Genomic DNA, 26639 nt, shown 5'->3' on the forward strand with positions numbered 1-26639 from the left:
AGAAACGGACGCCCTGAGCGTCCGTTTTTTATGCCTTTTCTTCCTGGCTTTTCTCCCGTGCCTCCCGCTCTTCCTGCGCTGCTTCCTGCCTTGCCTGCCGCCAGTGCAGCACCGGTGATACGGTTATGCCGTGGATCACCACGCTGGTGACAATCACCGTGAACGCGATGTTGGTCATATAGTTGGCGTCCGCGCCATGCAATCCGTGCGTCCAGGCGTAAGCGATATAGTTCATACTGCCGATACCGCGAATACCAAACCAGCCAATCATCAGCCGCCTGCCCTTGGGCACGTGTACGCCTATTGTCGTGATATAAACAGCCAGAGGACGGATGACTATAAACAGCAGCGCAGCGATCAACAGCCCCATCGGCTCCCAGTGTTCCGCCAGCGTTATCCCGAGCACCATGACAATCCCGGCGGCAAAAATCCGCTCAATGGTATCGCCAAATGACAGTGCATCACCCACCATCAGTCCGATCGAATTGCGCGGCATTTCAGCTTGCATCGAATGACGCTGGTGTGGATTGACCATGCCTTCAGCGGGTGGCGGACGCGACCCGTCCGTCAGATCCTCCGGCGGATGCAAAGAGACCACGCGCACTTCCGCGCTGCGCAACCCGACACCGGCGGCAAAGGCCGCAAGGAAACCGGAAGCATCAAAAGATTGTGCGGCCGCGTAACTGAGCGCAATCAGTGACAACGCCAGAAAATCACTCGGTGCGACCGTACGCTGACGGCTGTGAAAACGCGTCGCACTTAGCCCGACCAGTTTCCCCATCGCGAAGCCAATTGCCAGCCCGCCGAGCAATGCCCAGATCACATCGCGCCATGCCCAGTGCCACAATTCTTGTGAAGATAATCCTTCATGCGCGGTAAACAACATCAGCGCCAGCATCAGGATGGGCAGCGCGGAACCATCATTCATCCCCGCCTCGCTGGAAAGCGCAACCCTGAGTCCGTCATCATCATTGGCATCATTCACTGCAATCATGCTGGCCAGCACCGGATCCGTCGGCGCAATGATGGCACCCAACGCAAGAGCCAGTGGCCATGAAATACCTGTAATGTAATGGGCAATAGCCGCGACGCACAGGACGGTCAGTAACATGGCAGGAAAAGCCAGTAACACACCGACGCGCCAGCTTTGTGCGCGAAAGGGCAACCGGAGTTTCAGTCCGGTAATAAATAATGACGCCGCCATGGCGATTTCAGTGAAATGTGCGGTGAGGGTGGAATATGCCACCAGATCGATATGCAGTAAATCCAAAACCCAGGGACCGCAGACGATCCCTGCGGCCAGATATAAACCAAACGTCGTCACCGGACCGCGGGAAATCCACCCCGATGCGAGTGACATAATCAATAGCAGTCCTCCGACCGCCGCTGTCCAACCTAAAAATCCCATGTCTATCCCATACTAAATATCAATCTATTAAGCATAGTACATGTATGCAGATGAATGATTTTTCAGATAAATAACATCAGGCACAAATGGCGCGGTGTATTCTTAGCCGGTAGGCTAAAATTGATTTTTATCCGGGAAAAGACGAGTCATAAAATGATTAAATACAGTGTGCTGTATCCAAATATCGAAAACGGAACCTTTGATCATGATTATTATCGTGATGTGCATTTACCGCTGATCAAACGCCGCATGGGCGAGTTTTGCCATTCTTACGCTATTGATAAAATGCCTGAGGGCGCTCCGGCTGAGTCGCCATTCATCGCCGCCTGCCATATCTATTGCAACTCAATGGAAGATTTTGAAAAAGGCATGAAAGACAATGCGGCAGATTTTGTCGCTGACGTGGCAAACTTCACCAATATCGAACCCGTGAAGATGATTTTCGACGTCGTTGTCTGAGCCATTCACCCTGCCCTGAAGGTAAAAAAGGCGATTAACCCGTCAGGTTAGCCGCCTTTTTTATTGTCGTGTGGACGCTGTATAAAACCCTGCCAGCGCCATTATTTCATCAGTAACTTTTTGATTGGCGCACTCGGCTCGCGCCTGATGGTATGCAAAAACTCCTGCGCCTTATCATTGACCGCATAATCGGCGGTGACGCCAAAATCCTGCACCATTGCCCACTTTTCAAACAGTGCTTCATCACTCTTACGCATAAACCACAGCATTCTGACTGCCGTTACTGCCACTTGTGGGATCTGCGTCACAGTGCCGTTGATCCACTTATTTAGCGTGCTGCGAGGCAGTCCCAACAGGATACACAACGCGGGCTGGTCGATATCCAGCCTCCGGACATAGTCCAGGAACTCATTTGCGTTATCTGCCATAAACTTATCTCCAATTTATATAACCCTGCTCATTGTACAGGAATCTCATAGAGATTCCATCCCGTCGCTATTCGCTACGAAAATTACTGGTTTTCAGTGTCACTGACACAAAAATTAGTGTCTGCTAGCTACAAACAAACAAGCTAAGTGAAAGAAATTCATGTAGCGCTATAACTTTACGTTTCTTGACATAAGTCAAACGTTCGTTGAATGCGTGAAGCAAGTCACATTCACCGCATGTATGATTTTCGTAAAGAGACAGAAAGAGCGTTCTGATAATGCTTCTTATTTGTCGCTAACAGATACTTATTTCAATATCGGAAAAAACAAATGACTGCACAAGTTTCAGAACGAATTCAACATAGCGCCGCTGCAAATCGCAAAGTTAATCGCGAGAATAAGATCCTCACGAAGCCATTTGGAATCTCTGCTGCTACGTTTTGCAGGATGCTTGCAGGGTCGTTACTGATGGTTAGTTCTGTAACTTTCATACAATCAGCCAGTGCGGCCTTCACATCGCAAGAAACGGATGCAGTTAATCAGTATCTTTCCGCACATCAGAGTTACCCAAATTACATAAAACAGGGAATTGAAAGCGCCACCAGTTTCCAGCAGGTACACGACTACCTGTTGAACAATACTTACTACAACGGAACCTCGACAGTTCCGGTAGACCAAATTTCGATGGCTGAGCCAATAAAAACAGAAACCGTGCCGTTAATTACTTTAACCCCCGCAGAACCCGCTAAAGATGGCGTTGTTATAAATGACCCTACCGGGAACCCTGTGCTGATCACTCCGGTCAAAAATGACCCTACCGGGAATCCTGTACTGATCACTCCGCCTAAAAATGACCCTACCGGGAATCCTGTGCTGATCACTCCGCTTAAAAATGACCCTACCGGGAACCCTGTACTGAACACTCCGGCCAAAAATGACCCTACCGGGAATCCTGTACTGATCACTCCGGCCAAAAATGACCCTACCGGGAATCCTGTGCTGATCACTCCGCCTAAAAATGACCCTACCGGGAACCCTGTGCTGATCACTCCGGCCAAAAATGACCCTACCGGGAATCCCGTTAGTGTTAACACGACAGAGCAGCAGAATCCTGTTATTCCCAAAAAACAGGGGATTACATCGCAGCCCGGCTCCTCCCCCTATTCACAAGATATAAGGGTTCGTTCAAGCTATTACGACCAACAGATCACTGCCCTGAATGCCGAAGCTGAACAAAATCACGCCGAAATTCTCTCTGAATCTCACAGCCGTGCTGCCGCAGATGCTCAGGTGTTGCAGAAGTCTCAGGACTACACCAACTCAAAATTCTCCGCGTTAAAATCTGAGGTTGATGACAACAAAAAAGAAGCCGCTGCCGGATCGGCTTCCGCTATGGCGCAGGCCAATATCCCTCAGGTGCAGGAATCCCAACAGTTCGCGGTGGGTGCCGGTGTCGGCGGTTATGATGCGCAAAACGCTCTGTCCGTTGGCGCTTCATTCCATGCCAGCAGATCCACCATTGTCAAAATGTCAGTCTCCGACGACACGCAAAGTAACTTTGGTTATGGCGCTGGCGTGAGCGTTGGCTGGTAAATCGTTCCGGGGGCTCCGTCCCCCGTTCTTCCCTTTCAGGTAAATCTCAATGAAAAAATTTATCGTTTTTGCAGCCATTATCCTGCTTTCCGGTTGCTCTACTCAGGCTTCAAGAATGGCTGACTGCCAGTCACAGGGCGTCTCCAAAGATACCTGTTATATGGCTGAACAAAATCGTCAGACCGCCATTCAGAGTGTTGCCCTTAAGCAGGCAATGGAAAATGCCTCCACGCAATATGCCCAGGCCGCTAAAAAGATCGTGCATGCGCGCATTAAAGGTATCGACGTCAAAATCTTTCCTGCGGATAAACAGGGATATATCGAAGGGACCGCCGCATATCTTGATGAAGATAACGCAGATGCTCAGGTCTATCGCAAAGGCGTTTTCACAGCGATTTATTACAAGCGCACGCACAAGCTGGTTCTGATGCGTGACGGGCAAATTTATGGAAGGACGCCGATATGAAAAAGCACCACACCGATCAGTTCAGACATCTGCCACCGGGGCAGCAATATACCTGCCTGAAAATGTTACAGCGCGTTGAGGAAACCCCGCTGACCGACGGGGTGACCGGCGTCGCTGTATCGGTCATGATGAAAGACGGTCATACCGCCACACTCAGTAAATTCATCGCGCAACCTGATGAAATCTCAATTCTGGTCAGTTGGGAAAAAGAAAGAGAATAATGCACTCTGACTACGTTTTTATATCTCCTGCCCGCCAGTCCCGCACTTCTGTTCTAATATATAGAGGTGCGAAACCCACCTTCTCTGCACCTTTGCCCTAATTAATTGATGAGTCTGTTCAAAAATTTGCGTTTGTAACTCACGCCTTATGCGCGGACGATGGACTCTCTTGCTCATGACTAACGCCTTACAGGCGCAGGAGTAAACGTGGGATTTTTAAGCGGGTTTTTCGCCCGTATTGCAGGTCAGAAACCCGCGCAAGATACGGAAAAAACATCACCTCATGAGGAGTTAAAGATGGCAAAAGTACTGGTTCTCTATCATTCCATGTATGGTCATATTGAAACTGTGATTGGATGATAATAAAAATCGGTAAAGTTCGCCCAAAAGCGCATTAAATAACAGTTGGTTAGAATCAGCCAAAATCGCCAACGACAAACTTATGCGATATTTGACTATTTTTTTTGCCCCACAGGTGCCCCATTGCTCGCCCCCTGCTCATACAGAATCAGAATACCTTTTAAACTACACAGCAGCAGCTCCCAGTTTTTTCTTCATATCACTGCGCTCACATCAGGGCGAACTTAAGTCAAATTAACCGTGCAAATACCGTTCAGGTTGTTTTAACATTGCCCACCCTTTTTATATGGATATTTGAATAATGGCTATACCAGCATATTTATGGTTGAAGGATGACGGCGGCGCGCTGATCAAAGGCGGTGTGGATGTTAACGGTCGGGAATACAGCATCGAGGTTAAGGGATTCCATCACAACCTGATGATCCCTACGGATAACGCGACGGGTAAAGTAACGGGGACCCGCATGCACTCCCCTTTACTGATCGTGAAGGACTTCGACTGTTCAAGCCCTTATATTTATAAAGCGGTGGCAACAGGCCAGAGTCTCGAATCTGCCGAGATTAAATGGTACCGGATTAACGACGCAGGCCAGGAAGTTGAGTATTTCAACATGTTGCTCGAAAAAGTTCGGATAGTGTCCATCTCTCCAGCTATGGCAACTGGTGATAATACTCAGGACAACCATCTTGAAACAGTAGAGTTACGCTACGAGAAAATTACGTGGAAGCATAACGACGGCAACATTATTTTTGCCGACTCCTGGAACGACCGCCAGACGGCTTAATGTGAAAAAAGGGGCGCTATGCCCCTTAATCGTAAAGCCACTTACCAGCCTTTGCAGACTCAATAATCATTTCAACAGTAAGAGTCTTGTACGACTTTTCTTTGTACTCCCGCCGCAGCCTAAACCACCACCACGGTAATTCGGGTTGAAAATAATCATCAATGTTGAAGTTGTCGTGTTTGATGTTATACCGAGTGAATAAATCTAAAAGCATTTCTTCCAGTTCTTCCGGTACAAAGTAAAAATGTTCTCTAAAAGTCCAGTCTTTGCTGACCGGTTTCTTCCGTTCACTGTAATTTTCAGTGATGTATTGAAGAATCTCACTTTCATCAATTGCCATCAGAAGTACGTCCACGCCACACGGTCTTGAGGATACGCAATGAGGTTGTATTTTTTACGAGTATCCCTTGCCACAAGAGCAACCATTACTACTGCCTGAGCGTAACCAAGATAAGGAACTGCGCGGCCGACGACAGCACCGACTTTGTTCGTATGGCGTACCTCGCCCAGTACCAATGATTCAATACGCATTCCGTCAGGGAATCTTGCATTATTAAAAATGCGTCTTGCCATCTTCGACGCTATGCTGGTTTTGTTGCCTTTAGCCCCCAGTACCTTGCGCTTAGGTAAAATTGGCTGACCTGCAATAATGGTTGCGGCAGTTTCAACAGCCATTCCACTATGGTCTGCGAAAGATTCGATGAAGATAAGCCAGAACAGCTCTTCTTTCGTTACGTTGGCATGACCGTGATAGAAGTATGTTCCGTTTAGCGTTTCAGTTGTATCCATTCTCAATATCCTTTTGATTTGAAGGGTTTTAGAATAAACCCTGCGTCTTCAGCAGGCAATTAAATCAAATACACGGAATATCATCAAACTCATCGGTCGTCGCATCATTGATGATATGCGTAACGACGCCGAAAATTATCGTCGCCTCTCCTTCAAGATCCCCCCCCACAATAAGCGTTTCTATTTCAGGCTGATCGAGGGATGCCGGATAGAACCCATTGCTCTTTGATGTATTTCGGAGCGGCAAGCATTTCTTCGCCCGCTTCCGTTTTTTTACCTTCAGCCCTATTCTGCTGGCCGGTCATCTTCATAAAGATCATTGGAGCTGTTTGAAATGAGCACACACAACATCATTCAGTTAGAGCCTAATGACTGGGTAACAGAAGATTTATTGATCGCGCTAACCAGGTTGAAGTCAGGCACGATTAACCAGGGGGACAAAGCAGCATCGAATAGATGTTCAATTGCGGGAATATGGCCGTTCAGTATCCCATGCCTGTACTTTCGTTTTCAGCCCAAGAGTAATGCGCCACAATGAAAACTCCGGCTATCATTATGCAGTGGGTTCCCTCAGCGCAATCTGGGAAACGGCACTGAAACGCGCAGGTTTAAAATATCGCAAGGCCTATCAGTCTCGTTACACCTATGCGTGCTGGTCGCTTTCTGCGGGTGCAAATCCGTCATTCATCGCATCACAGATGGGACATTCGAGCGCCCAGATGGTGTTTAACGTTTATGGCAGTTGGATGCCGGAAAGCAGCGCTGATCAGGTGACGATGCTAAACCAGAAGCTAAGCAGTTATGTCCCATGCATGCCCCATGGAGTAAAAGGGGCTGTATAAAATAAGCTTAATTGCCCTAATTAATTGATGAGTCTGTTCAAAAATTTGCGTTTGTAACTCACGCCTTATGCGCGGACGATGGACTCTCTTGCTCATGACTAACGCCTTACAGGCGCAGGAGTAAACGTGGGATTTTTAAGCGAATTTTTCGCCCGTATTACCGGCTCTAAAACCGGGCAGGATACGGTAAAAACATCACCTCAACAGGAGTTAAAGATGGCAAAAGTACTGGTTCTCTATCATTCCATGTATGGTCATATTGAAACGATGGCGCAGAGTGTTGCAGAAGGCGCACGCAGCGTTCCAGGTGTTGAAGTCACAATAAAACGCGTCCCTGAAACCATGCCGGAAGAAGCCTTTAAGGCTGCCGGTGGTAAAACCGGTCAGACGGCAGAAGTCGCTTCCCCCGCAGAACTCGGCGATTACGATGCCATCATCTTCGGCACACCGACCCGATTCGGTAACATGACTGGCCAGATGCGCACTTTCCTTGATCAGACCGGCGGCCTGTGGGCCAAAGGCGCACTGGCAGGCAAAGTCGCCAGTGTATTCAGCTCAACCGGCACCGGCGGCGGTCAGGAAATGACCATTACGTCAACCTGGACCACCCTCGCCCACCACGGCATGATTATCGTTCCAATCGGTTACACCACACCTGAACTGTTCGATATTTCTCAGGTTCGCGGCGGTACACCTTATGGTGCCACCACCATCGCCGGTGGCGACGGCTCGCGCCAGCCGAGCGCAGAAGAACTACGGATTGCCGTACATCAGGGCAAACATGTGGCGACCATCGTCAGTAAACTGGTCAGCTAAATAACCGCGTAAAATAAGGCGCAGAATTCTGCGCCTTAAATTCCTTACAGGCCTGTTAAAGCACGCCACGCCCCTCTGAAAACAGCCCTGCTCTACTTGTAAATTCATTACATGTATCAATAGCTTCTGCGTTTTCTGATTGTTCCCAGGAATCAGTTTGGAGACTTTGGTTTGTTTCTAAACTGTTAGCGTCTTTTACAAAAATCGCCGGGTTTTCTTTAATTCCTTTTACTAAGCACGTCATCACAAGTTCCTTTAGTAATTTCAGCTGTCTTTTCTACGACCAAAAAAAACGGCCCTTGCGGACCGTTTTGTCTCTGACGGAGATTACGCCGGTTTTGCTTATTTACCACGCGACGCAATAATGTTTTCGGCCACATTGCGCGGTGCCTCGGCATAGTGATTGAACTCCATGCTGTAGGTTGCACGACCTTGCGACATCGACCGCAAAACGGTGGAATAACCGAACATTTCAGACAGCGGCACTTCGGCTTTGATAATTTTACCGCCACCGCCCGCGATTTCTTCCATGCCCTGCACCGTACCGCGACGCGACGATAAATCGCCCATCACGCCACCGGCATACTCTTCCGGCGTTTCCACTTCCACTTTCATCATCGGTTCCAGAATCACCGGATCGGCACGTTTCGCCGCTTCTTTGAAACCAAAGATCGCCGCCATTTTGAACGCCATTTCCGAGGAATCGACCTCGTGATAGGAACCAAAGGTCAGCGTCACTTTCACATCGACCACCGGATAACCGGCCAGAATGCCGTTGTTCAGCGCTTCCGTGACCCCTTTTTCAACCGCAGGGATATAGTCGCGCGGCACCACGCCACCTTTGGTCGCATCCACAAACTCAAAACCTGTGCCTGCCGGCAATGGTTCGAGCGTGAAGACCACGTGGCCGTACTGACCTTTACCACCGGACTGACGCACAAATTTCCCTTCGACATCAGTCACCGTTTTGCGCACCGTTTCACGGTACGTTACCTGCGGTTTACCGATGTTGGCTTCCACGCCGAACTCCCGTTTCATACGGTCGACGATGATTTCCAGATGCAATTCGCCCATACCGGAAATGATCGTCTGGCCGGATTCCTCATCGGTGCGGATACGGAACGACGGGTCTTCTGACGCCAGCCGTGACAGCGCGATGCCCATTTTCTCCTGATCGGCTTTAGTCTTCGGCTCGATGGCCTGCGAAATCACCGGATCCGGGAACTCCATGCGCACCAGCGTAATGATGTCCGAAGGATCACACAGTGTTTCACCGGTCGTCACATCTTTCAGCCCCACACAGGCGGCGATATCACCAGCACGAATTTCGTCAATCTCGATACGGTCATTGGCATGCATCTGCACGATACGGCCAATACGTTCCTTCTTGCCGCGCACCGGGTTATACACGCTGTCGCCTTTTTTTAGCACGCCGGAATAAACACGGACAAACGTCAGCTGGCCGACATACGGGTCAGTCATCAGTTTGAATGCCAGCGCCGAAAACTTCTCGTTGTCATCAGAGTGACGGAAAACGTCGTTACCGTCTTCGTCTGTGCCCGCCACCGGTGGAATATCCAGCGGAGAAGGCATCAGTTCGATCACGGCATCGAGCATACGCTGCACGCCTTTATTCTTGAACGCACTGCCGCACAGCATCGGCTGGATTTCACCGGCGATAGTGCGCAGACGCAAACCTTCGGTAATTTCATCCTCAGTCAGCGTGCCTTCTTCGAGATATTTATCCATCAGCGCGTCATTAGCTTCGGCGGCTGCCGACACCATTTTCTCGCGCCATTCTTCTGCCAGAGCCTGCAATTCTGCCGGGATCGCTTCATAGGTAAAGGTCATACCTTGTGTCGCGTCATCCCATAAAATGGCGCGCATTTTGCGCAAATCCACCACGCCGGTGAAATGCTCTTCTTTACCGATCGGAATGACAATCGGCACCGGATTGGCTTTCAGCCGGTCCACCATCATCTGGCGGACACGGAAGAAATCTGCGCCCTGACGGTCCATTTTGTTGACGAACGCCAGACGCGGCACTTTGTATTTATTGGCCTGACGCCAGACGGTTTCAGACTGTGGCTGCACGCCGCCCACGGCGTCGTACACCATCACCGCACCGTCGAGAACGCGCATGGAACGCTCCACCTCAATGGTGAAATCCACGTGCCCCGGGGTGTCAATAATGTTAATGCGGTGCTCATCGAAGGAGTGATCCATCCCGCGCCAGAAACAGGTCACGGCGGCTGACGTAATGGTAATGCCGCGTTCCTGTTCCTGAGCCATCCAGTCTGTGGTCGCACCGCCGTCATGCACTTCTCCCAGCTTATGATTCATGCCGGTATAGAAAAGAATACGCTCGGTGGTGGTGGTTTTACCTGCGTCGATGTGTGCTGAGATACCGATATTGCGGTAGCGCTCGATTGGCGTTTTGCGAGCCATATAACGTCCTTACTGGTTGATGGCTAAGTTGGCGGAGAGTGGTTTTCACGTCCCGTCACAAAGTAATGAGTACTAAACTTCTTAATGCGGAGAGTATACTACAATTGTACGTGTATATTCGTACAATAAATTTATTCTATCGATGAAATTGGTCAGAGGCCGTCGCGTTGTACAGCAGCAGAGGGATAGGCTATATTGCGCGGCCGCCGATGAGCGTCGTTAAAGTAAAGGAACAATATGATAGCCAACCATCCTGAGCGCGAGCAGATCCGCCTCGAAAATGTTCTGACTGCGCTGGGTAATCCGTTACGTCTGGCCGTGGTGCGCACCCTGGCAAAAGGTGGCGAGCATCCTTGCGGAACCTTATTACAGGGCCTGTCAAAATCGACGCTGACGCACCACTGGCGCGTATTGCGTGACAGCGGCGTTATCTGGCAGCGCCCTGACGGTCGTGCCAATTTGCTTTCGCTGCGCCGCGAAGATCTGGATGCCCGCTTCCCCGGCCTGCTCGATTCCCTGCTCAGCGCCATCGAATCCGACGGCATTACACTGGAATCCACCCAGAAACACATTTCCGAGCAGCACCTTTAATGAGCCGTCAGTTGCGATTTTACAAGATCGCAAAACGTATTGATTATAGCCGATGAATGGCTGTCTTCGCGCCGCGCGAGATATAACGGTGCGCTGAGTTGTGTCGCGGCGTCCAGCGGCAAAAATATCACCCCGTCCCCGCCCAGCCGGGTCATGGATTCCGGCACAATAGAAATCCCCAGTCCGGCGCCGACCAGGCTCAGACAAGAGGTTAAACGTGGCGCTTCCTGCACGATATGCGGACTGAAACCGGCACGCACATACGCCGCCAGTATGGCATCGTACAATCCCTGACCGGCGCGACGGCGGTATAATACAAAAGGCTCGTTATTCAGATCTTCGAGTCTGAGTGGCTGACTGGCTGGTTGCGACGCCAGTTTGTGTCCGGCCGGAACCGCCACCCACATCGGTTCCTCCAGCACCTTTTCCATCTCTAATTCCGGCATATCTTTGACCCGCATGCGCACAAAGGCGACATCCAGCTCGCCCGCCACCACGGCGGCCAGCAATTCGCCACTGCCACTTTCCTCAAGCTGAGTGCTGACGGCCGGATAAATTTCCCGATAACGGCGCAACAGCGCGGGCACAAAAGTATGCAGCGCGGCCGAGCTGGTGAAACCGATGCGGATCCGACCCTGTTCGCCCTGCGCGGCACGGTGCATGGCAGCGCTGAGCTGAGCGGCACGTGCCAGCACGGCACGGGCTTCCTGCACTAACACTTCACCCGCTTCGGTCGGGATCACCCCGCGCGGCAAGCGTTGTAATAAAGGGATGCCAAATTCCTGCTCCAGTCCCTGTAACAGGCGCGTCAGCGGCGGCTGTTGAATAAACAGCAATTCTGCGGCGCGGGTAATGCTGCCCGCTTCCACCACGGTAACAAACGCATTCAGACGTTTCAGTTCAATCATAACCATACCTTCAGGGTATCTTTAGCCATTAATAAATGCATTAGACATCATGGCACATCCACGCGCATGATCCTTAACAGAATTTACGCCTCTGGCGGCTTTGGATTACTTTTGAGGGAGAGTGTGAAAATGTCAGCGCAAACGCAGGAAAAATTAATGCCTGAGACAGAAGAAAATACCGCGCCACAACCCGATTGCAGGCAACTGTTTATGGGCTTTTTCGTCCTTGGCCTGACCGGTTTCGGTGGCGTGCTGCCGATGGCGCGACACATGCTGGTGGATAAACGCCACTGGCTGACCGCCGCTCAGTTCACCGAGTTGCTCGGGTTGTGCCAGTTTTTACCCGGCGGCAACATCATTAACCTGTCGGTCGCGCTGGGGATGGAGTTCCGCGGATTACGCGGCGCATTATCGGCGCTACTCGGACTTATTCTCGCGCCGACGATTTGTGTGGTGCTGCTCGGCCTGGTGTATGCACGTTATCAGAATGAACCGCTGGTGGAACATCTGTTCGCCGGGATGGCGGCGGCGGCGGCCGGTTTACTGCTCTCGACCGGCATCAAAATGCTTGCTCCTTTGCGGGGGAAATGGCTGCAACTTTTGCTGGTTGCCGTCGGCGTAATGGCAATTGCCGTGTTCCGGATCCCGATGCTGCCGGTCATGCTGGTGCTGGCCCCGGTCAGTATTTTCATCTGCGCGAGGAGTAAATTCTGATGCCAGTTTTACTTTCTCTTGCCCTGTTATTTACCGAACTTTCCGTGCTGGCATTTGGTGGCGGAAATACCATTCTGCCTGAGATGCAACGTGCAGTGGTGCAGGTGCATCACTGGATGAGTGCGCAGGAGTTCAGTGCGCTGTTCGCCCTGGCACAGGCCGCTCCCGGCCCGAATATGATGATCGTGCCGCTGATTGGCTGGCAGGTTGCCGGATGGTCAGGATTGCTGGTGTCTTCTCTGGCAAAATTTGGTCCGTCGTCAATCATTACACTTGTCGTGATGGGCGGCTGGAAACGTTACAAAGACCGTCCGTGGCGGCAGATAGTGCAACGCGGGCTGGTGCCGGTGACGGTCGGGCTGGTGGTGTCGAGCGGATTACTGATCGCCAAAGCCTCAGCCACCACGCTGACGCTTGCGGGGGTGATCGCCTTGTGTACCCTGCTGGCGCTCAGTAAGCGTATCCACCCGTTATGGGTACTGGCCGTTGGCGCGGTGCTCGGACTGGCATTCGGCTGACATCATTGCGAAGCAGATCGCAACATTCAGCAGGCAAATAGGTTATTGATTGGGAATTGAGTTCTTCTATAGTTATCAACCATTAAGGACGATGATGAAAATCAAACCTCTGAGCCTTGCTGTCGCTGCCCTGCTGCTTTCCTCACCTTCTGTTTTTGCCGCCGATAATCAACCGGAACTTAGCCAGCGCGAAGTGACGCTGCTGACTGTCGACGGCTTACAGTTCAAAGATCTCGACCATTCCGGGAAACTGGAACCTTATGAAGACTGGCGACTGACGCCGGAAGAACGAGCAGCGGATCTGGTGAAACGCATGACGCTGGAGGAAAAAGCCGGGGTGATGATGCATGGCTCGGCACCGACGGCCAACAGCCCGATCGGCGCAGGCACGCATTATGACATGGCAGCGGCGGAAAAGATGATTACCGGCGCGAAGGTCAACAGCCTGATCACCCGGCTTTCGGCGAACGACCCCGCCATGATGGCGGAAGAAAACAATAAACTGCAGCAGATTGCCGAAAAGACGCGCCTGGGTATTCCGGTCACCGTCAGCAGCGACCCGCGTAACTCATTCGAGTATCTGGTCGGTGCGAGTACCTCTTCCGGTAAATTCACCCAGTGGCCGGAAACCTTAGGACTGGCGGCGATTGGCAATGAGAAACTCACCCGCCGTTACGCCGATATCGTCCGTCAGGAATATCTGGCCGTCGGTATCCGTGAGGCACTTTCACCGCAAGCCGATCTGGCAACAGAGCCGCGCTGGGCGCGTATCAGTGGCACCTTCGGCGAAGATCCGACACGGGTGCATAACATGGTGCGCGGGTATATCGAAGGGATGCAAAACGGTCCTGACGGGTTAAATCAGGGCAGCGTGATTTCCGTGGTCAAACACTGGGTCGGCTATGGCGCGGCTGAGAACGGTTTTGACAGCCATAACGTCTACGGCAAAAACGCCGTCTTCCCCGGCAATAATCTCAAAGAACACATCTATCCGTTTACCGGCGCGTTTGAAGCCAAGGTCGCCAGCGTCATGCCGACATATTCAATCCTGAAAAATGTTTCCGTGGACGGCAAACCGCTCGAACAGGTCGGTGCCGGATTCAGTCATCAGTTGCTGACCGACATTCTGCGCGGACAATACGGTTTCAAAGGCGTCATTCTCAGCGACTGGCTGATCACCAGCAATTGCGAAAACGAATGCCTGAACGGTTCGCCGGAAGGTAAAGAACCGGTGCCCGGTGGCATGTCGTGGGGTGTCGAAAATCTGACGCCGCAACAGCGTTTCGTGAAGGCGGTGCTGGCGGGTGTCGATCAGTTTGGCGGCGTGACCGACTCACAGTTGCTGGTCAGCGCAGTGCATGAAAAGCAACTGACTGAACAGCGCCTGAATGAATCTGTTGTGCGTATTCTTGAGCAAAAATTCCAGACCGGACTGTTTGAAAATCCGTATGTCGATGTGCAGAAAGCCACCCAAACCGTCGGGCGCGCAGACTGGCAAAAAGAAGCCAATTCGGCGCAGGGACATTCACTGGTATTGCTGCAAAATACCGATGATGTATTACCGCTGAAAAAAGGCAAAAAGATCTGGCTGTACGGCATAGCACCGCAGGCCGCGACGGCAGCCGGTTTTACCGTGGTGGATGCGCCGGAGAAAGCCGATATTGCGCTGATCCGCGCCCATGCCCCGTACGAGCAACCGCATAAAGCCTGGTTCTTTGGCAAGCGCCATCACGAAGGCTCACTGGCCTTTACCGGTGACAACGCGGATTATCAGGCGATCGTGAAAGCCAGCAAAGCAGTGCCGACAATCGTCACCGTTTATCTCGACCGTCCGGCGATCCTGACCAACGTGAAGGACAAAGCGAAAGTGATTATCGGCAATTTCGGTGTCAGCGATACCGTTTTGTTTACGCGCCTGACCAGCACCGAAGCCTATACCGGTAAGCTGCCGTTTGAACTGCCATCGTCTGAAGAAGCCGTGCTCAGACAACAATCCGATATGCCACATGACAGCGAAAATCCGCTGTTTGATATTGGCTTTGGTCTGGCGCGTTAAGCCCTGTTAACCGGTGACCCGCGCCAGCACAAAACCGTCCCAGCCTTTGCTGCCGACGGTTTGCAGCGCGGTCGCTGATAAACGCGGTTCCTGTTCAATCATCTCAATAAAGCGACGCACACCCTGCACCCGGGCGTCGTCGCTGTGCGGATCCACCACCGCGCCGTCCCGCACCACATTATCGCCAATAATTAATGTCCCCGGTTTCGACAATTTCAGCGCCCATTCCAGATAAAGCGGATTGCTGGGTTTATCGGCATCAATAAAAATCAGGTCAAACGGCGCTTCCGCCGCGAGCGTGGGCAAGGTTTCTGACGCAGGCCCAGTGTGTAAGGTAATTTTATCCTGCAAACCGGCCAGCTCAATGTTGGTTTGTGCGATGCGCGCATGATGCGGATCGGCTTCCAGCGTCACGACTTTTCCGAGCGCCGGTAACGCCCGCGCCAGCCAGATAGTGCTGTAAGCGCCGAGCGTGCCGATTTCTAAGACTTTCTGTGCGCTGATGATTTGGGCGAACAGCGCCAGTAATTTTCCCTGATTGGGTGCTACATCGTGTGCGGGTAAACCGGCCTGATGATTGTTTTTCAGTACCTGATCCAGAACCGGATCGCTGTCCACTAAATGACTCACCAGATAGTTGTCAACCGCTGCCCATTTCCTGCTGTATTCCTCCGGACTCCCCTGACCCATTTTCGCCTCCCGGCCGTGAATTTTACATAGAGAACATGATTAAAAAACTCACTATTAACCCTAATCACTTCCGGCCATTTTGCTCAGATTTTTATTGCCGCAATTAAAAAACCCTCGTTTTCATCAGGTTAAAAATGCGTCACTTCACATTTTTGGCGTAAAGTTCCCTTGAATTTGTAAAATAATAATGATAACAATTATCATTAAGTTTAACATCCGTCACGTTTCGGTTAAGTGACTGCCCTTCGCACGTCATGCTTTTGTGCGGAACACATGTTGGCTTTTGGGTTTATTACACACGCATCAATTAATCACTCAATCATTATTGAGTTATTTATAGGGATTATGAATATGTTGTTGGCTTTCCCCCTCAAACGCTCGGTGCTTATGTGCGCGCTGGCAATGCCGGTTGCCTCAATGGCTGCTGAAGACACCGTCATTGTCAAAGCCGCGCCTGCGGATACCGCCGATGCTCCGACGCAGGGTTACAGCGCGAAAACCAGTAAAAGTGCGACCAAAACGGATCAGCCGCTGATCACCACCGGTCAGGCCGTTTCTGTTGTGACCCGTCAGCAAATGACTGACCAGAACGCCACCACGGTTAACGCTGCACTGAACTACACGCCAGGCGTATTCACCAACTTTGCCGGCGGCGCAACGCGTTATGACACCATTTCCCTGCGCGGTTTCCACGGCGGTGACGTCAACAACACCTTCCTCGATGGCCTGCGGATCCTGAGCGATGGCTCGACCTATAACTCCATTCAGGTTGATCCGTGGTTCCTGGAACGTATTGATGTGGTGAAAGGACCGTCTTCTGCGCTTTACGGCCAGAGCATTCCCGGCGGTGTGGTGGTGGAATCCACCAAGCGCCCGCAGTTTGCTGAAGAAGGTCACTTCCAGCTTTCCGGTGGCACGCAAAATACCAAAGGCGGCGCATTCGATTACACCAATGCCATCAACGATCAGCTGGCATTCCGTCTGACCGGGATGACCCGCAGCAGCGATACGCAGTACGATCACCAGCGTGAAGAGCGTTACGCGATTTCGCCACAGTTGCTGTGGACGCCGGATGAAAATACCTCGCTTTTACTGCGCGCGTATCTGCAAAAAGATCCGTCCGGTGGCTACCACGCCGCGGTTCCGGCTGACGGCAGCCTCTACGGACAGAAACTGAGCCGGGGTTTCTTCGATGGCGAAAGCACCCGCAATCAGTTCAAACGCTGGGAGCAAATCTACAGCTACGAATTCCAGCACGCGTTTAACGACGTCTGGTCATTCCGCCAGAATGCCAACTACACCCATTCCAACACCGAACTGGATCAGGTGTATCAGGCGGGCTGGAATGCGGACCGTACCGAGATGAGTCGTTATTATTCCGGTGAGAAGTCCTCGCTGGATACTTTTGCGATTGATAACCAGCTCGAAGCGGATTTCGCGACCGGCGAACTGGCACATAAAGTGGTGATCGGTTTCGATTACTCCCACTTTATCAATGATGTGAAATCTGACGCTGCTTACGCTGAAAACCTCAACCCGTACACTGGCGTTGGCGGTGATGCACTGGATTATTACAGTCATAAACGCGGTAAAAACCGTTATGAGCAGATGGGTACCTATCTGCAAGATGAGATGAACTGGAACAAATGGTATCTGACCCTGTCAGGCCGTTACGACACACTGAAAACCTCCAGCCGCAGTTACGAAAGCATTTACGGCACGCAGAGCAACAGCGAACGTAAAGACAGCCACTTCAACAGCCGCGCTTCCCTGCTGTACGCCTTTGACAGCGGCATTTCTCCGTACGTCAGCTACAGCCAGGCGATGACGCCATCTGCCCTGCCAGGCGCTGACGGCACGCTGCTGAAACCGATGCAGAGTGAGCAATACGAAGCCGGGATCAAATACCAGCCGGTCGGCACTTCCGATATGTACACCGCGGCGCTGTATGATCTGACGCAAAAAGACGTGGGTAACCGCGTGGTGGTTGGCAGCTATTACGAGCCGGCAGGGAAAATCCGCTCACAGGGTCTTGAGCTGGAAGCTAAGAAACAGGTTACCGAACGCTTTAACGTGATGGCCGGTTACACCTACAACAAAGTGCGTATCCGTGATGCGGCTGAGAACAACGGCAACACGCCGTATGTGACGCCAAAACAAATGGCTTCCATCTGGGGTCAGTACAACACGCCGATTGGTGTGGATATGGGTGCAGGTGTGCGTTACATCGGCACACAATGGGCGGATAACGAAAACACCCGCCACATGCCTTCTGCCACGCTGGTTGATGCGTCACTGCGTATGAATCTGGTGCAGTTCAATCCGCAACTGAAAGGCGCGTATGTGCAGCTGAATGCTAACAACCTGTTCGACAAGAAATATGTCGCAGCCTGTTACGGCACCAGCTACTGCTACTGGGGTCAGGAACGTACCGTGGTTGCTACGGTAGGGTATGATTTCTGATAGATTTTTCAGCGCCTCCCCCTGAAAAGGGGGAGGTCTGTGAATCGCCCGGATACGGTTTATTCTTCTGCAAGATCCAGCCGCGCCTTCAGCGCTTTCTTCGCACTTTCCAGCAACGCATCTGAAACTTCACGATCAGGCTCACAACGTGCCAGCGACAAACTGCCCATCAGTTCCGCACTCACCGATATCGCCTGCGTTTGCGGGTTGTCCACGCCCATCTCTGTCAGCTGGCGGATAATCATCCCACGGATACGTTCGATGCCGCGCGCGAACTCTGCCTGACAGGGCGCTGACAAGCGTGGCGTTTCAGAGGCCAGCGCCGACACCGGACAGCCCTGCGCCCGGTTATCGCGGTGCCCGGGCGACAGGTAGAAATCGATATACCCTGCCAGTTGCTGCTGCGCCGTCAGCCCCTGATTTTCTTTATCCCAGCGGACCATAACCTGATTAAACATCTGCCCGATGGCGGCCTCAATCAGTGCCTCTTTTGAGGCAAAGTGCGCATAAAACCCACCGTGCGTCAGGCCAGCTTTGCTCATTACACCTGCCACGCTGACCTGCAACGGCCCTTTGGTACGGATGTCTTTCGCCGCCTCCTTCAGGATCCGCTCGCGGATTTTAGGTTTATGTTCACTCTCATAGCGCATAATAACACCCTGATAATCAGAAAATTGCTGTCATAGCTTACCTGACCGCATCGGTTAACGAAACGCGCGCATCCACGGATAATCCGGGGCGCAGCGCCGCTAAATCTGGCTGACCAGCGTCAAGCCGGATCCGCACCGGCACCCGCTGAACAATTTTGGTGAAATTACCCGTGCCCGGCTCAAATGGCAGCAATGCAAACGTCGAACCTGATCCCGGCGCAAGGCTGTCGACTTCACCGCGAAACGTCACGCCCGGCAGCGCATCCACATGCACGTCCGCACGTTGTCCCGGCTGCATTCTGCCGGTCTGTGTTTCTTTGAAGTTGGCCGTCACATAAATGCCCTGTTCCGGTACCAGCGTCATCAGCCGCTGACCGGGTGTAACGTAATCGCCAACCTGTACCTGCCGGTTTCCCGCTATGCCATCGATGGCAGCAACAATAGTGGTGTGATTGAGATCCTGCTGCGCCAGCGCTTGTGCCGCCTGCGCTTTCACCACAGCGGCCTTCGCCAGTGCCAGCGCCGCCTGAATTTCTGCCCGCCGGGCGTGTGTCACCGCCGCCTGATTTTGGGCAACATCCAGCATTGCCGCGGCGTGCGCCGAGGTTTGTTCTGCCGTCACCGCCACCGTTTTATACCGGTCGGCATCATTGCGTGATGTGGCACCGCTGACCGCCAGCGACTGATAACGCTGCTGCTCGGCTTCAGCATGTTGCTGTTCCGCACGCGACGAACGGATCGCCGTGCGCGCGGCTTCGATTTGGGTGAGTGCCAGTTGTTCCTGCGCCTGCTGGCTCAGCAACGCCGCTTCCTGTTGCGCCACCTGCGCGCGGGCATCTTCAAGTTCTCCCTGCGCAGACGCCAGACGAGCCGTAAACTCTTCGCTGTCGATCAGCACCAGTTTATCGCCGGCATGTACCCGCTGGTTATGACGCACCAGCACCGTCGAAACGAAGCCTTTTACTTTTGGCGCAACGCTGGTGGTGTCTGCCGTCAGATAGGCATCATCCGTGGATTCCGACGCGGGCGCAGCCAGTAACCATGCCGCGCCACTCAGGGCTACCATCAGCGCAATACCGCTGACCACAAAGATCCGCTTTGACCGTTTAGTGGCTTTTACTGCCGGGGACGGGCTCCCTTCATCTGCTGTTACTTCGCTCATTTTTAATTTCACTCATTGTATGATGGTCATCATATTAATATGATGACCATCATATAAACAAGTCCCCGGGATCTCATAGCCATGTCTGTCACCCTGACTCCAGCCGCGACGCTTTCGCCTGCGGATTATCCGACATCACGTAAGTTTTTGATTTTCAGCATTATGGCGTTCGGTATGTTTCTGGCGCTGATCGATATTCAGATTGTCGCCGCCTCGTTAAACGATGTGCAGGCCGGGCTTTCCGCCGGACCGGATGAAATCAGCTGGGTGCAAACCTCGTATCTGATCGCCGAACTGGTGATGATCCCGTTCTCGGCTTTTCTGACGCAGGCACTTTCCACCCGCTGGCTGTTCAGCGCATCGGCGGCGCTGTTCACCCTCAGCAGCATCGGGTGCGGATTGTCGTGGAATATCGAGTCGATGATCTTCTTTCGCGCGTTGCAGGGTTTTACCGGCGGCGCGATGGTACCGACAGTATTCGCGACCGGCTTCGCCATGTTTCAGGGCAAACAGCAGGCGCTGATCCCGGCGATCCTCGGCATGGTCAGCGTGCTGGCCCCCACACTTGGGCCGACTGTGGGTGGCATAGTCACGCAGTTACTCGACTGGCGCTGGATTTTCTTCATCAACATTCTGCCCGGCGCTCTGGTTGCCACCGGTGCCGTGCTGTTTATTCATGTGGATAAAGCGGATTATCCGATGCTTAAACGTATCGACTGGATACATTTATTGTCGATGGCGATAGCGCTCGGTTGTCTGGAATATGTGCTGGAAGAAGGCCCGCGCAAGAACTGGTTCAGCGATCCGCAAATCCAGATTTCGGCGTGGTTCTCACTGGTGGCCTTTGTGCTGTTTCTCGAACGATCCTTTTATTCGAAAAACCCGATCGTACGCCTGACGCCCTTCCGTGACCCGACATTCACCTTCGCCTGCCTGTTCAATCTGGTGGTTGGATTTGGTCTTTATGCCTCTACATATCTGACGCCGGTTTTCCTCGGCCGCATCCGCGATTTCAACAGCCTGCAAATCGGTACAACGGTGTTTGTGGTGGGTGTCGGGCAATTCTTCAGCACGATTATTGCCGCCAGATTAATCAGCCGCGTTGACCGGCGGATACTGATCACCGTGGGTTTATCCGGTTTCGCACTGAGTTTATGGCTGACGACCGCCGTGACCCCTTACTGGGGAGCAGAACAGTTTTTCTGGCCGCAGGTGGTGCGCGGCCTGTTCATTATGTTGTGCATCGTGCCGAGTGTGAACATGGCGCTGACCGCGTTTCAGGGGCCGGAACTGCGCTACGCCTCCGGGCTGTTTAACCTGATGCGTAATCTCGGCGGCGCGATTGGCATTGCCACGGTGAATACCTGGTTGCAGGACTGGACCCGCGTTCATGCGGCACGTTTCGGCGAATCGCTGGGGCAATACGGGGATCATGCGCAGGAAGTGATGGGATCGCTGGCACAAAAAATCGGCCATCTGACACCTGATACCGCTCAGGCATTGCTGATGGCGAAAGGCGTGTTTGGGGCGAAAGTCGCGGCGCAATCGCTGACGCTGGCGTTCAACGACATCTTTCAGGTCATGGCCTGGATGTTTATTGCCGCACTGGTTATGGTGCCGTTTTGCCGTAAATAAGGTCAGGAATGTGAAGGAAATGTGCAGGCTGCCGCAAAAAATGCGGTTGTGGCAGGGAACTTTTCTAACAAGGTGAGAAAGCTTTGGCCTGTTTGAAATAAATCCTTATAATTAGCGGCCCTGAAATGCGATTCGTTACACATACCGGATCCCTTTCAAGTGCTATGTGCAAGTACACTATTCCTCCGGCCGGTTTCTATCGGATCGGGGGGAATCAACATCCTGACAACTGCCAGTGTGGCATTAACGACCAACGAAAATATGAAAATGAGCATTCGCGCAATCCTTACCCTGGTTTTGGCAGTTGCTGCATATAGCCAGGCGTCTTTTGCTGTGGTCTACCCTCTTCCGGCCAATAATGGTCGTCTGGTCGGTGAAAACATCACAGTTACTGTTCCGCAGGGCAGCAGCCTGCCACTGGAACATTTTGCAGCGCAATACCAGATGGGTTTGAGCAACATGCTCGAAGCTAACCCTGGCGTTGACCCGTACCTGCCAACCCCGGGCACCGTGCTGACCATTCCTCAGCAGTTGATCCTGCCGGAAACCCCGCACGAAGGCATCGTGATCAACAGCGCTGAAATGCGTCTGTATTACTACCCGAAAGGCACCAATACTGTGGTCGTGCTGCCGATCGGTATCGGTGAGCTGGGCAAAGACACCCCGATGAACTGGGTCACTACCGTTCAGCGTAAAAAAGCCGGTCCGACCTGGACCCCGACGGCGAAAATGCATGAAGAATATGCTTCTCGTGGCGAATTCCTGCCAGCCGTCTTCCCTGCGGGTCCGGACAACCCGATGGGGCTGTACGCGCTGTATGTCGGGCGTCTGTATGCAGTCCACGGCACCAACGCCAATTTCGGTATCGGTTTGCGTGTGAGCCACGGTTGTGTGCGTCTGCGTGATGCTGACATCAAATGGTTGTTCGACAACGTCCCGCAAGGCACCCGCGTTCAGTTCATCAACGAGCCGGTGAAAGCCACCGTGGAACCAGACGGCAAACGTTATATTGAGATCCACAACCCGCTGTCCTCTAACCAGGAAGAGTTTGATTCTCAGCAGCCACTGCCAATCACTCTGGCAGGCAGCGCAAGCAGCGTATCGATGGATCCGGCGGTCAACCAGACTGTTGTTCAGCGCGCTATCGAGATGCGTTCCGGTATGCCGGTACAGATCAACTAATTACGTCTTTGACGTTGTTGTGAAAAAGCCCCGTTCATCGGGGCTTTTTTTTGCATAGTGCCGATGCAAAGGCGGCTTCTCAGTTGCACTGAAAAGCTGACCGAGAAAGTTTCGGTTTCTCAATTGTGGTGATCACTTATCGGGCAGCGCCGAAACCGCCCAAGAGGGAAACGTGCTTTTTCCCTCTTGGATCTCCCTTCGCTTTTTCAACAAGCGCTTCCGCTCGCTGGCTATGTTTCATCAGCCGCAGTGATAGCCGCAAAATCCCGCCGCTGCACGGTTCCCTTCGTTCGGGTTACAACCCGCGCAAAAAGACGCGCGGTTTTCCACCTCTCCTCAGGCGATATTTTGGAACCGGCCTCAGGCTTTTACTTCACAACCTCACTTACTTCATTCTTTAAAAAGTCGCGGGCGATTCAGAAAGCTTGCTGAACGGAGCGGCCTGGAGACCAGAGGCTCCAGGACCGAGTGAAGGAACCGCAAAGCGGCAAGATTTCCAGCCTGTCGCCGTGCTACCTGAAACATAGCCAGCGAGCGGAGCGCGCAGTAAAAGAGCCGGAGATTCTTAAGAGGCGCGGCGATAGGCGCCTCTTAAGGCCAGTTTGGGTGGCAACCCAAGGTCTTGACCTTGAAGTTGAAGTTGAAGTTAAAGTTAAAGTTAAAACCCAGTCTCACGGCCAGTCCGGCGCCTGTCATTAAAACGTCACAACTCTCCCTTAACCTTCCGGTAACAAAAAATATCGATATGTATATTTTTATTTCCGATGGTTTATAAAAAGGAGTTTTGATAATGCAACAATCCGTATCTCTGGTCGCCCGCGCAGTCACTGCCGCCCTGCTGCTTTCCGCTTCTGCCTCCACCCTCGCCGCTGACACCGACACGCTGACCGACCGGGCGGCAAAAGGCGTGCTGACGGAACCGGGTGGTGCCCGCCGTCTGAGCGGTGATCAGACAGCAGCGCTGAAAGCCTCGTTGTCAGACAAAACGGTGAAAAACGTGATTTTGCTGATTGGCGACGGCATGGGTGATTCTGAAATCACGTCTGCACGTAACTATGCAGAAGGCGCAGGCGGCTATTTCAAAGGCATTGATGCCCTGCCGCTGACCGGCCAGTACACGCATTATTCTGTGGATAAGAAAACGCAAAAACCAAGTTACGTGACCGATTCCGCCGCATCAGCCACCGCCTGGGCGACCGGTGTTAAAAGCTATAACGGCGCGATTGGTGTGGATGTAAACGGCAAAGATCACCAGACCATTCTTGAGATCGCCAAAGCCGCAGGCAAGGCCACCGGCAACGTCTCCACCGCAGAATTGCAGGATGCAACGCCGGCCGCACAGATTGCGCATGTGACCTCACGCAAGTGCTACGGCCCGCAAGAAACCGCAGAGAAATGCGCCAGCAACGCGCTGGAAAATGGCGGACGCGGTTCGATCACGGAACAGTTGTTGCAGGCTCGCGCTGATGTCACGCTGGGCGGCGGCAGAAAATCGTTCAGCCAGCTGGCGAAAGCCGGTGAATTTAAGGATAAATCCCTCAAAGAACAGGCGCTGACACAGGGTTATGTTTGGGTGGAAAACGCAGAACAGCTCAGTGCCATCACGCAGGCAGACCAGAAGAAACCGGTTCTTGGCCTGTTCTCCGAAGGCAACATGCCGGTGCGCTGGCAGGGTCCGAAAGCCACTTATCACGGCAACATTGATAAACCGGCTGTCACCTGTGAAGCCAATCCGCAGCGCACCGCTGACATCCCGACGCTTGCCGCCATGACTGAAAAAGCCATCGACTTGCTGAAAGCTAATCAGAACGGTTTCTTCCTGCAGGTTGAAGGCGCATCGATTGATAAACAGGATCACGCCGCTAATCCGTGCGGACAATTCGGTGAAACGGTGGATCTGGATGAGGCCGTGCAAAAAGCGCTGGAGTTCGCCCGTCAGGACGGCAACACGCTGGTTATCGTCACCGCCGACCACGCCCATTCCAGCCAGATTATCGAATCCGATGCCAAAGCCCCCGGTCTGACCCAGACGCTGACCACCAGGGACGGTGCACCGATGACCATCAGCTACGGCAACTCAGAAGATGATTCACAGGGACACACCGGGACGCAGCTGCGTATTGCCGCGTTTGGCCCGCATGCGGCGAATGTGGTGGGTCTGACGGATCAGACGGATTTGTTCTATACCATGCGGGATGCCATGGCGATTAAAGCGCAATAGTTTTGAAAATGAGGGTTTTGCTTTGCTCCTCCCCCTGCGAAGAGGGAGGACGGGAGGGGGTTTTAAGGGTAAATACTGACACTAAAAAATTTAACTCTTTGATTTTTATTTAATACCCCACCCCAACCCTCCCCTTCGCAGAGGAGGGAGCAAACCCACAACCTTGACCTTAGTGCAATAAATTATCCAGTCTGTCGTCATCAATCCCGTCCGGCTCCAGATGAGCCGTCACATCCGCAGACTTAAACAACTTGCTCACCGCCATTTCAGCCGCATCACCGATATCGTGCCCGACATCCACCGTCAGATTGCCATCAACCTCGACGTGAAACTCGACAAATACGCGGTCGCCGCCGTTGCGGGTGCGAATGTCATGTACGCCGCGCACGCCTTCAACACTTAATACTGCCGCTTTCACGCGCTTGCGGTCATCTGCACTCAGTTCGCGATCAAGCAACTGGGTCAGTGCATCTGCCGCCATACCGCGCGCATTCCAGATCATATAGAAGGAAATCAACAGCGCGCCGATGGAGTCGGAACGCGTCCAGCCGAAGTAACGCTCGAAAATCAGCGCCAGCAGTACGGCAATATTCACGGCGACGTCCGTAATGTAGTGCGCGCGGTCAGCCGCGATGGCCGTTGATCCGGTACGTTTCACCACATAGGTTTGCATCAGCACCAGTCCGGTGGCGGCCAGCGAACTGCCGATGATCACCCAGATACCAAGACCGAGCTGCGCCAGGGGTTCCGGATTAATGATGCGCCCGATGGATTCACCGCCGAGCACCAGCCCCGCGCCGCCCAGTAACAGCGCTTGTACAAACGCGGCCACAGCTTCGGCTTTGCCGTGGCCGTAACGATGGCCTTTGTCTGCCGGCCGTCCGGCATAACGCACGCCGATCAGCGTCACCATCGAGGCCAGTACATCGACCAGACCGTCGGCGGCAGAGGTCAGCAGCGCAATCGAACCGGTGGCGGCCCATGCCCAGACTTTGACGCAAACCAGGATCAGCGCGACGCACAGCGACACCAGCGAGGCAATACGTGTCAGGCCTTTATAGGAAGGCGCGGGACGGGTCATGGGTTGACCCACAAGAATGGTTGTTGTTGGGAATGTTTCACAAAAATGTCCTGAAGCAGAGAATCAACTTTATTTGAAAAATACAAATACCAGCCCGGCATTATAACCCATTTCCAACTTTTAAGACGTTCCCTATGGTTTGGATCTTTGTGCT

Annotated in this window: 27 protein-coding genes and 2 pseudogenes; 17 read left to right on the forward strand and 12 right to left on the reverse strand. The window is 52.8% G+C overall.

Features of this window, described 5'->3' with window-relative positions; translation table 11 throughout:
• Positions 1–28 precede the first annotated feature (28 nt).
• Positions 29–1408, reverse strand: a complete 1380-nt coding sequence (locus LC431_RS04510; RefSeq protein ID WP_223509324.1) for a sodium:proton antiporter — start codon at positions 1406–1408, stop codon at positions 29–31.
• Positions 1409–1561: 153 nt separating this feature from the next.
• Between LC431_RS04510 and LC431_RS04515 the strand changes: the two genes are divergently transcribed.
• Positions 1562–1867 (forward strand): EthD family reductase, encoded by a 306-nt coding sequence (locus tag LC431_RS04515; RefSeq protein WP_013575302.1) that lies wholly within the window; start codon positions 1562–1564, stop codon positions 1865–1867.
• Positions 1868–1968: 101 nt separating this feature from the next.
• Here the strand turns inward: LC431_RS04515 and LC431_RS04520 are convergent, their stop codons facing one another.
• Positions 1969–2295, reverse strand: coding sequence for a hypothetical protein (locus LC431_RS04520; protein WP_037034705.1), 327 nt, complete (start codon positions 2293–2295; stop codon positions 1969–1971).
• A 330-nt stretch (positions 2296–2625) separates the two neighbouring features.
• On the opposite strand from LC431_RS04520, the gene LC431_RS04525 reads away from it, so the two are divergent.
• From LC431_RS04525 to LC431_RS04545, 5 genes are all read left to right on the forward strand, one after another.
• Positions 2626–3888: a YadA C-terminal domain-containing protein gene (locus LC431_RS04525; RefSeq protein ID WP_223509325.1), complete on the forward strand. Its 1263-nt coding sequence runs from the start codon at positions 2626–2628 to the stop codon at positions 3886–3888.
• A 49-nt stretch (positions 3889–3937) separates the two neighbouring features.
• Positions 3938–4354 (forward strand): hypothetical protein, encoded by a 417-nt coding sequence (locus tag LC431_RS04530; RefSeq protein ID WP_013575299.1) that lies wholly within the window; start codon positions 3938–3940, stop codon positions 4352–4354.
• Positions 4351–4575 (forward strand): hypothetical protein, encoded by a 225-nt coding sequence (locus LC431_RS04535; protein WP_013575298.1) that lies wholly within the window; start codon positions 4351–4353, stop codon positions 4573–4575. Before LC431_RS04530 ends, LC431_RS04535 begins: the two co-directional genes overlap by 4 nt.
• A 207-nt stretch (positions 4576–4782) precedes the next feature.
• Positions 4783–4935 (forward strand): hypothetical protein, encoded by a 153-nt coding sequence (locus LC431_RS04540; protein ID WP_223509326.1) that lies wholly within the window; start codon positions 4783–4785, stop codon positions 4933–4935.
• Positions 4936–5236: 301 nt separating this feature from the next.
• The gene (locus LC431_RS04545; protein WP_013575296.1) at positions 5237–5719 is read left to right on the forward strand and encodes an Hcp family type VI secretion system effector; all 483 of its coding nucleotides are present in this window, start codon (positions 5237–5239) and stop codon (positions 5717–5719) included.
• Between the two features lie 25 nt (positions 5720–5744).
• Here LC431_RS04545 and LC431_RS04550 read toward each other — a convergent pair whose 3' ends face one another.
• The 3 genes from LC431_RS04550 to LC431_RS26280 form a co-directional block, all read right to left on the reverse strand.
• Positions 5745–6059, reverse strand: a complete 315-nt coding sequence (locus LC431_RS04550; protein WP_013575295.1) for a DUF1493 family protein — start codon at positions 6057–6059, stop codon at positions 5745–5747.
• Positions 6059–6508, reverse strand: coding sequence for an STM2901 family protein (locus LC431_RS04555; RefSeq protein ID WP_013575294.1), 450 nt, complete (start codon positions 6506–6508; stop codon positions 6059–6061). The genes LC431_RS04550 and LC431_RS04555 overlap by 1 nt, the downstream gene beginning before the upstream one ends.
• Positions 6509–6693: 185 nt before the next feature.
• Positions 6694–6819, reverse strand: a complete 126-nt coding sequence (locus LC431_RS26280; RefSeq protein WP_255425860.1) for a hypothetical protein — start codon at positions 6817–6819, stop codon at positions 6694–6696.
• A gap of 23 nt (positions 6820–6842) precedes the next feature.
• On the opposite strand from LC431_RS26280, the pseudogene LC431_RS04560 reads away from it, so the two are divergent.
• The 3 genes and pseudogenes from LC431_RS04560 to wrbA form a co-directional block, all read left to right on the forward strand.
• Positions 6843–6902, forward strand: a pseudogene (locus LC431_RS04560) (hypothetical protein); the annotation flags it as partial.
• 19 nt (positions 6903–6921) lie between these two features.
• Positions 6922–7350 (forward strand): annotated as a pseudogene (locus tag LC431_RS04565) (integrase); the annotation flags it as partial.
• Positions 7351–7566: 216 nt separating this feature from the next.
• Complete coding sequence (wrbA, locus tag LC431_RS04570) at positions 7567–8166, forward strand: NAD(P)H:quinone oxidoreductase (protein ID WP_015689874.1); 600 nt, start codon at positions 7567–7569, stop codon at positions 8164–8166.
• Between the two features lie 55 nt (positions 8167–8221).
• Here wrbA and LC431_RS04575 read toward each other — a convergent pair whose 3' ends face one another.
• Entirely contained in the window at positions 8222–8410 is a 189-nt protein-coding gene (locus LC431_RS04575; RefSeq protein ID WP_013575291.1) for a plasmid maintenance protein CcdB, read from the reverse strand.
• 98 nt (positions 8411–8508) lie between these two features.
• The gene (fusA, locus tag LC431_RS04580) at positions 8509–10614 is read right to left on the reverse strand and encodes an elongation factor G (RefSeq protein WP_013575289.1); all 2106 of its coding nucleotides are present in this window, start codon (positions 10612–10614) and stop codon (positions 8509–8511) included.
• A 237-nt stretch (positions 10615–10851) separates the two neighbouring features.
• Between fusA and LC431_RS04585 the strand changes: the two genes are divergently transcribed.
• Positions 10852–11205 carry a helix-turn-helix transcriptional regulator gene (locus tag LC431_RS04585; protein WP_013575288.1) on the forward strand — a complete coding sequence of 118 codons (354 nt, stop codon included), beginning with the start codon at positions 10852–10854 and terminating at the stop codon, positions 11203–11205.
• Here LC431_RS04585 and LC431_RS04590 read toward each other — a convergent pair.
• The gene (locus tag LC431_RS04590; RefSeq protein ID WP_194286517.1) at positions 11202–12119 is read right to left on the reverse strand and encodes a LysR family transcriptional regulator; all 918 of its coding nucleotides are present in this window, start codon (positions 12117–12119) and stop codon (positions 11202–11204) included. The two genes, LC431_RS04585 and LC431_RS04590, sit on opposite strands and share 4 nt — an antisense overlap.
• 150 nt (positions 12120–12269) lie before the next feature.
• Here LC431_RS04590 and LC431_RS04595 point away from each other — a divergent pair, with 150 nt between their 5' ends.
• The 3 genes from LC431_RS04595 to LC431_RS04605 all read left to right on the forward strand — a co-directional run bounded on the left by LC431_RS04595 (position 12270) and on the right by LC431_RS04605 (position 15401).
• Positions 12270–12827 carry a chromate transporter gene (locus LC431_RS04595; RefSeq protein WP_173362069.1) on the forward strand — a complete coding sequence of 186 codons (558 nt, stop codon included), beginning with the start codon at positions 12270–12272 and terminating at the stop codon, positions 12825–12827.
• Positions 12827–13345: a chromate transporter gene (locus tag LC431_RS04600; protein ID WP_013575285.1), complete on the forward strand. Its 519-nt coding sequence runs from the start codon at positions 12827–12829 to the stop codon at positions 13343–13345. The genes LC431_RS04595 and LC431_RS04600 overlap by 1 nt, the downstream gene beginning before the upstream one ends.
• 94 nt (positions 13346–13439) lie before the next feature.
• Positions 13440–15401 carry a glycoside hydrolase family 3 protein gene (locus LC431_RS04605; protein ID WP_166860213.1) on the forward strand — a complete coding sequence of 654 codons (1962 nt, stop codon included), beginning with the start codon at positions 13440–13442 and terminating at the stop codon, positions 15399–15401.
• Positions 15402–15407: 6 nt separating this feature from the next.
• Here the strand turns inward: LC431_RS04605 and LC431_RS04610 are convergent, their stop codons facing one another.
• Positions 15408–16091: an O-methyltransferase gene (locus LC431_RS04610; RefSeq protein WP_112151889.1), complete on the reverse strand. Its 684-nt coding sequence runs from the start codon at positions 16089–16091 to the stop codon at positions 15408–15410.
• A 351-nt stretch (positions 16092–16442) separates the two neighbouring features.
• Between LC431_RS04610 and LC431_RS04615 the strand changes: the two genes are divergently transcribed.
• Positions 16443–18554 carry a TonB-dependent siderophore receptor gene (locus LC431_RS04615; RefSeq protein WP_217244013.1) on the forward strand — a complete coding sequence of 704 codons (2112 nt, stop codon included), beginning with the start codon at positions 16443–16445 and terminating at the stop codon, positions 18552–18554.
• A 59-nt stretch (positions 18555–18613) separates the two neighbouring features.
• Here the strand turns inward: LC431_RS04615 and LC431_RS04620 are convergent, their stop codons facing one another.
• Positions 18614–19204, reverse strand: a complete 591-nt coding sequence (locus LC431_RS04620) for a TetR/AcrR family transcriptional regulator (protein WP_223509327.1) — start codon at positions 19202–19204, stop codon at positions 18614–18616.
• 37 nt (positions 19205–19241) lie between these two features.
• The gene (locus LC431_RS04625; protein ID WP_112151887.1) at positions 19242–20366 is read right to left on the reverse strand and encodes an HlyD family secretion protein; all 1125 of its coding nucleotides are present in this window, start codon (positions 20364–20366) and stop codon (positions 19242–19244) included.
• A gap of 81 nt (positions 20367–20447) precedes the next feature.
• Here LC431_RS04625 and LC431_RS04630 point away from each other — a divergent pair, with 81 nt between their 5' ends.
• From LC431_RS04630 to phoA, 3 genes are all read left to right on the forward strand, one after another.
• Complete coding sequence (locus tag LC431_RS04630) at positions 20448–22001, forward strand: DHA2 family efflux MFS transporter permease subunit (RefSeq protein ID WP_013575279.1); 1554 nt, start codon at positions 20448–20450, stop codon at positions 21999–22001.
• 261 nt (positions 22002–22262) lie between these two features.
• Complete coding sequence (locus LC431_RS04635) at positions 22263–23183, forward strand: L,D-transpeptidase family protein (protein ID WP_015689872.1); 921 nt, start codon at positions 22263–22265, stop codon at positions 23181–23183.
• Positions 23184–23973: 790 nt separating this feature from the next.
• Positions 23974–25404, forward strand: a complete 1431-nt coding sequence (phoA, locus tag LC431_RS04640) for an alkaline phosphatase (protein ID WP_223509329.1) — start codon at positions 23974–23976, stop codon at positions 25402–25404.
• 169 nt (positions 25405–25573) lie between these two features.
• Here phoA and LC431_RS04645 read toward each other — a convergent pair whose 3' ends face one another.
• Entirely contained in the window at positions 25574–26485 is a 912-nt protein-coding gene (locus LC431_RS04645; RefSeq protein WP_112151885.1) for a cation diffusion facilitator family transporter, read from the reverse strand.
• Positions 26486–26639 lie beyond the last annotated feature (154 nt).

The organism is Rahnella sp. GSA61A (genome assembly GCF_019969905.1).
In the GTDB taxonomy this organism is placed as follows: domain Bacteria; phylum Pseudomonadota; class Gammaproteobacteria; order Enterobacterales; family Enterobacteriaceae; genus Rahnella; species Rahnella aceris.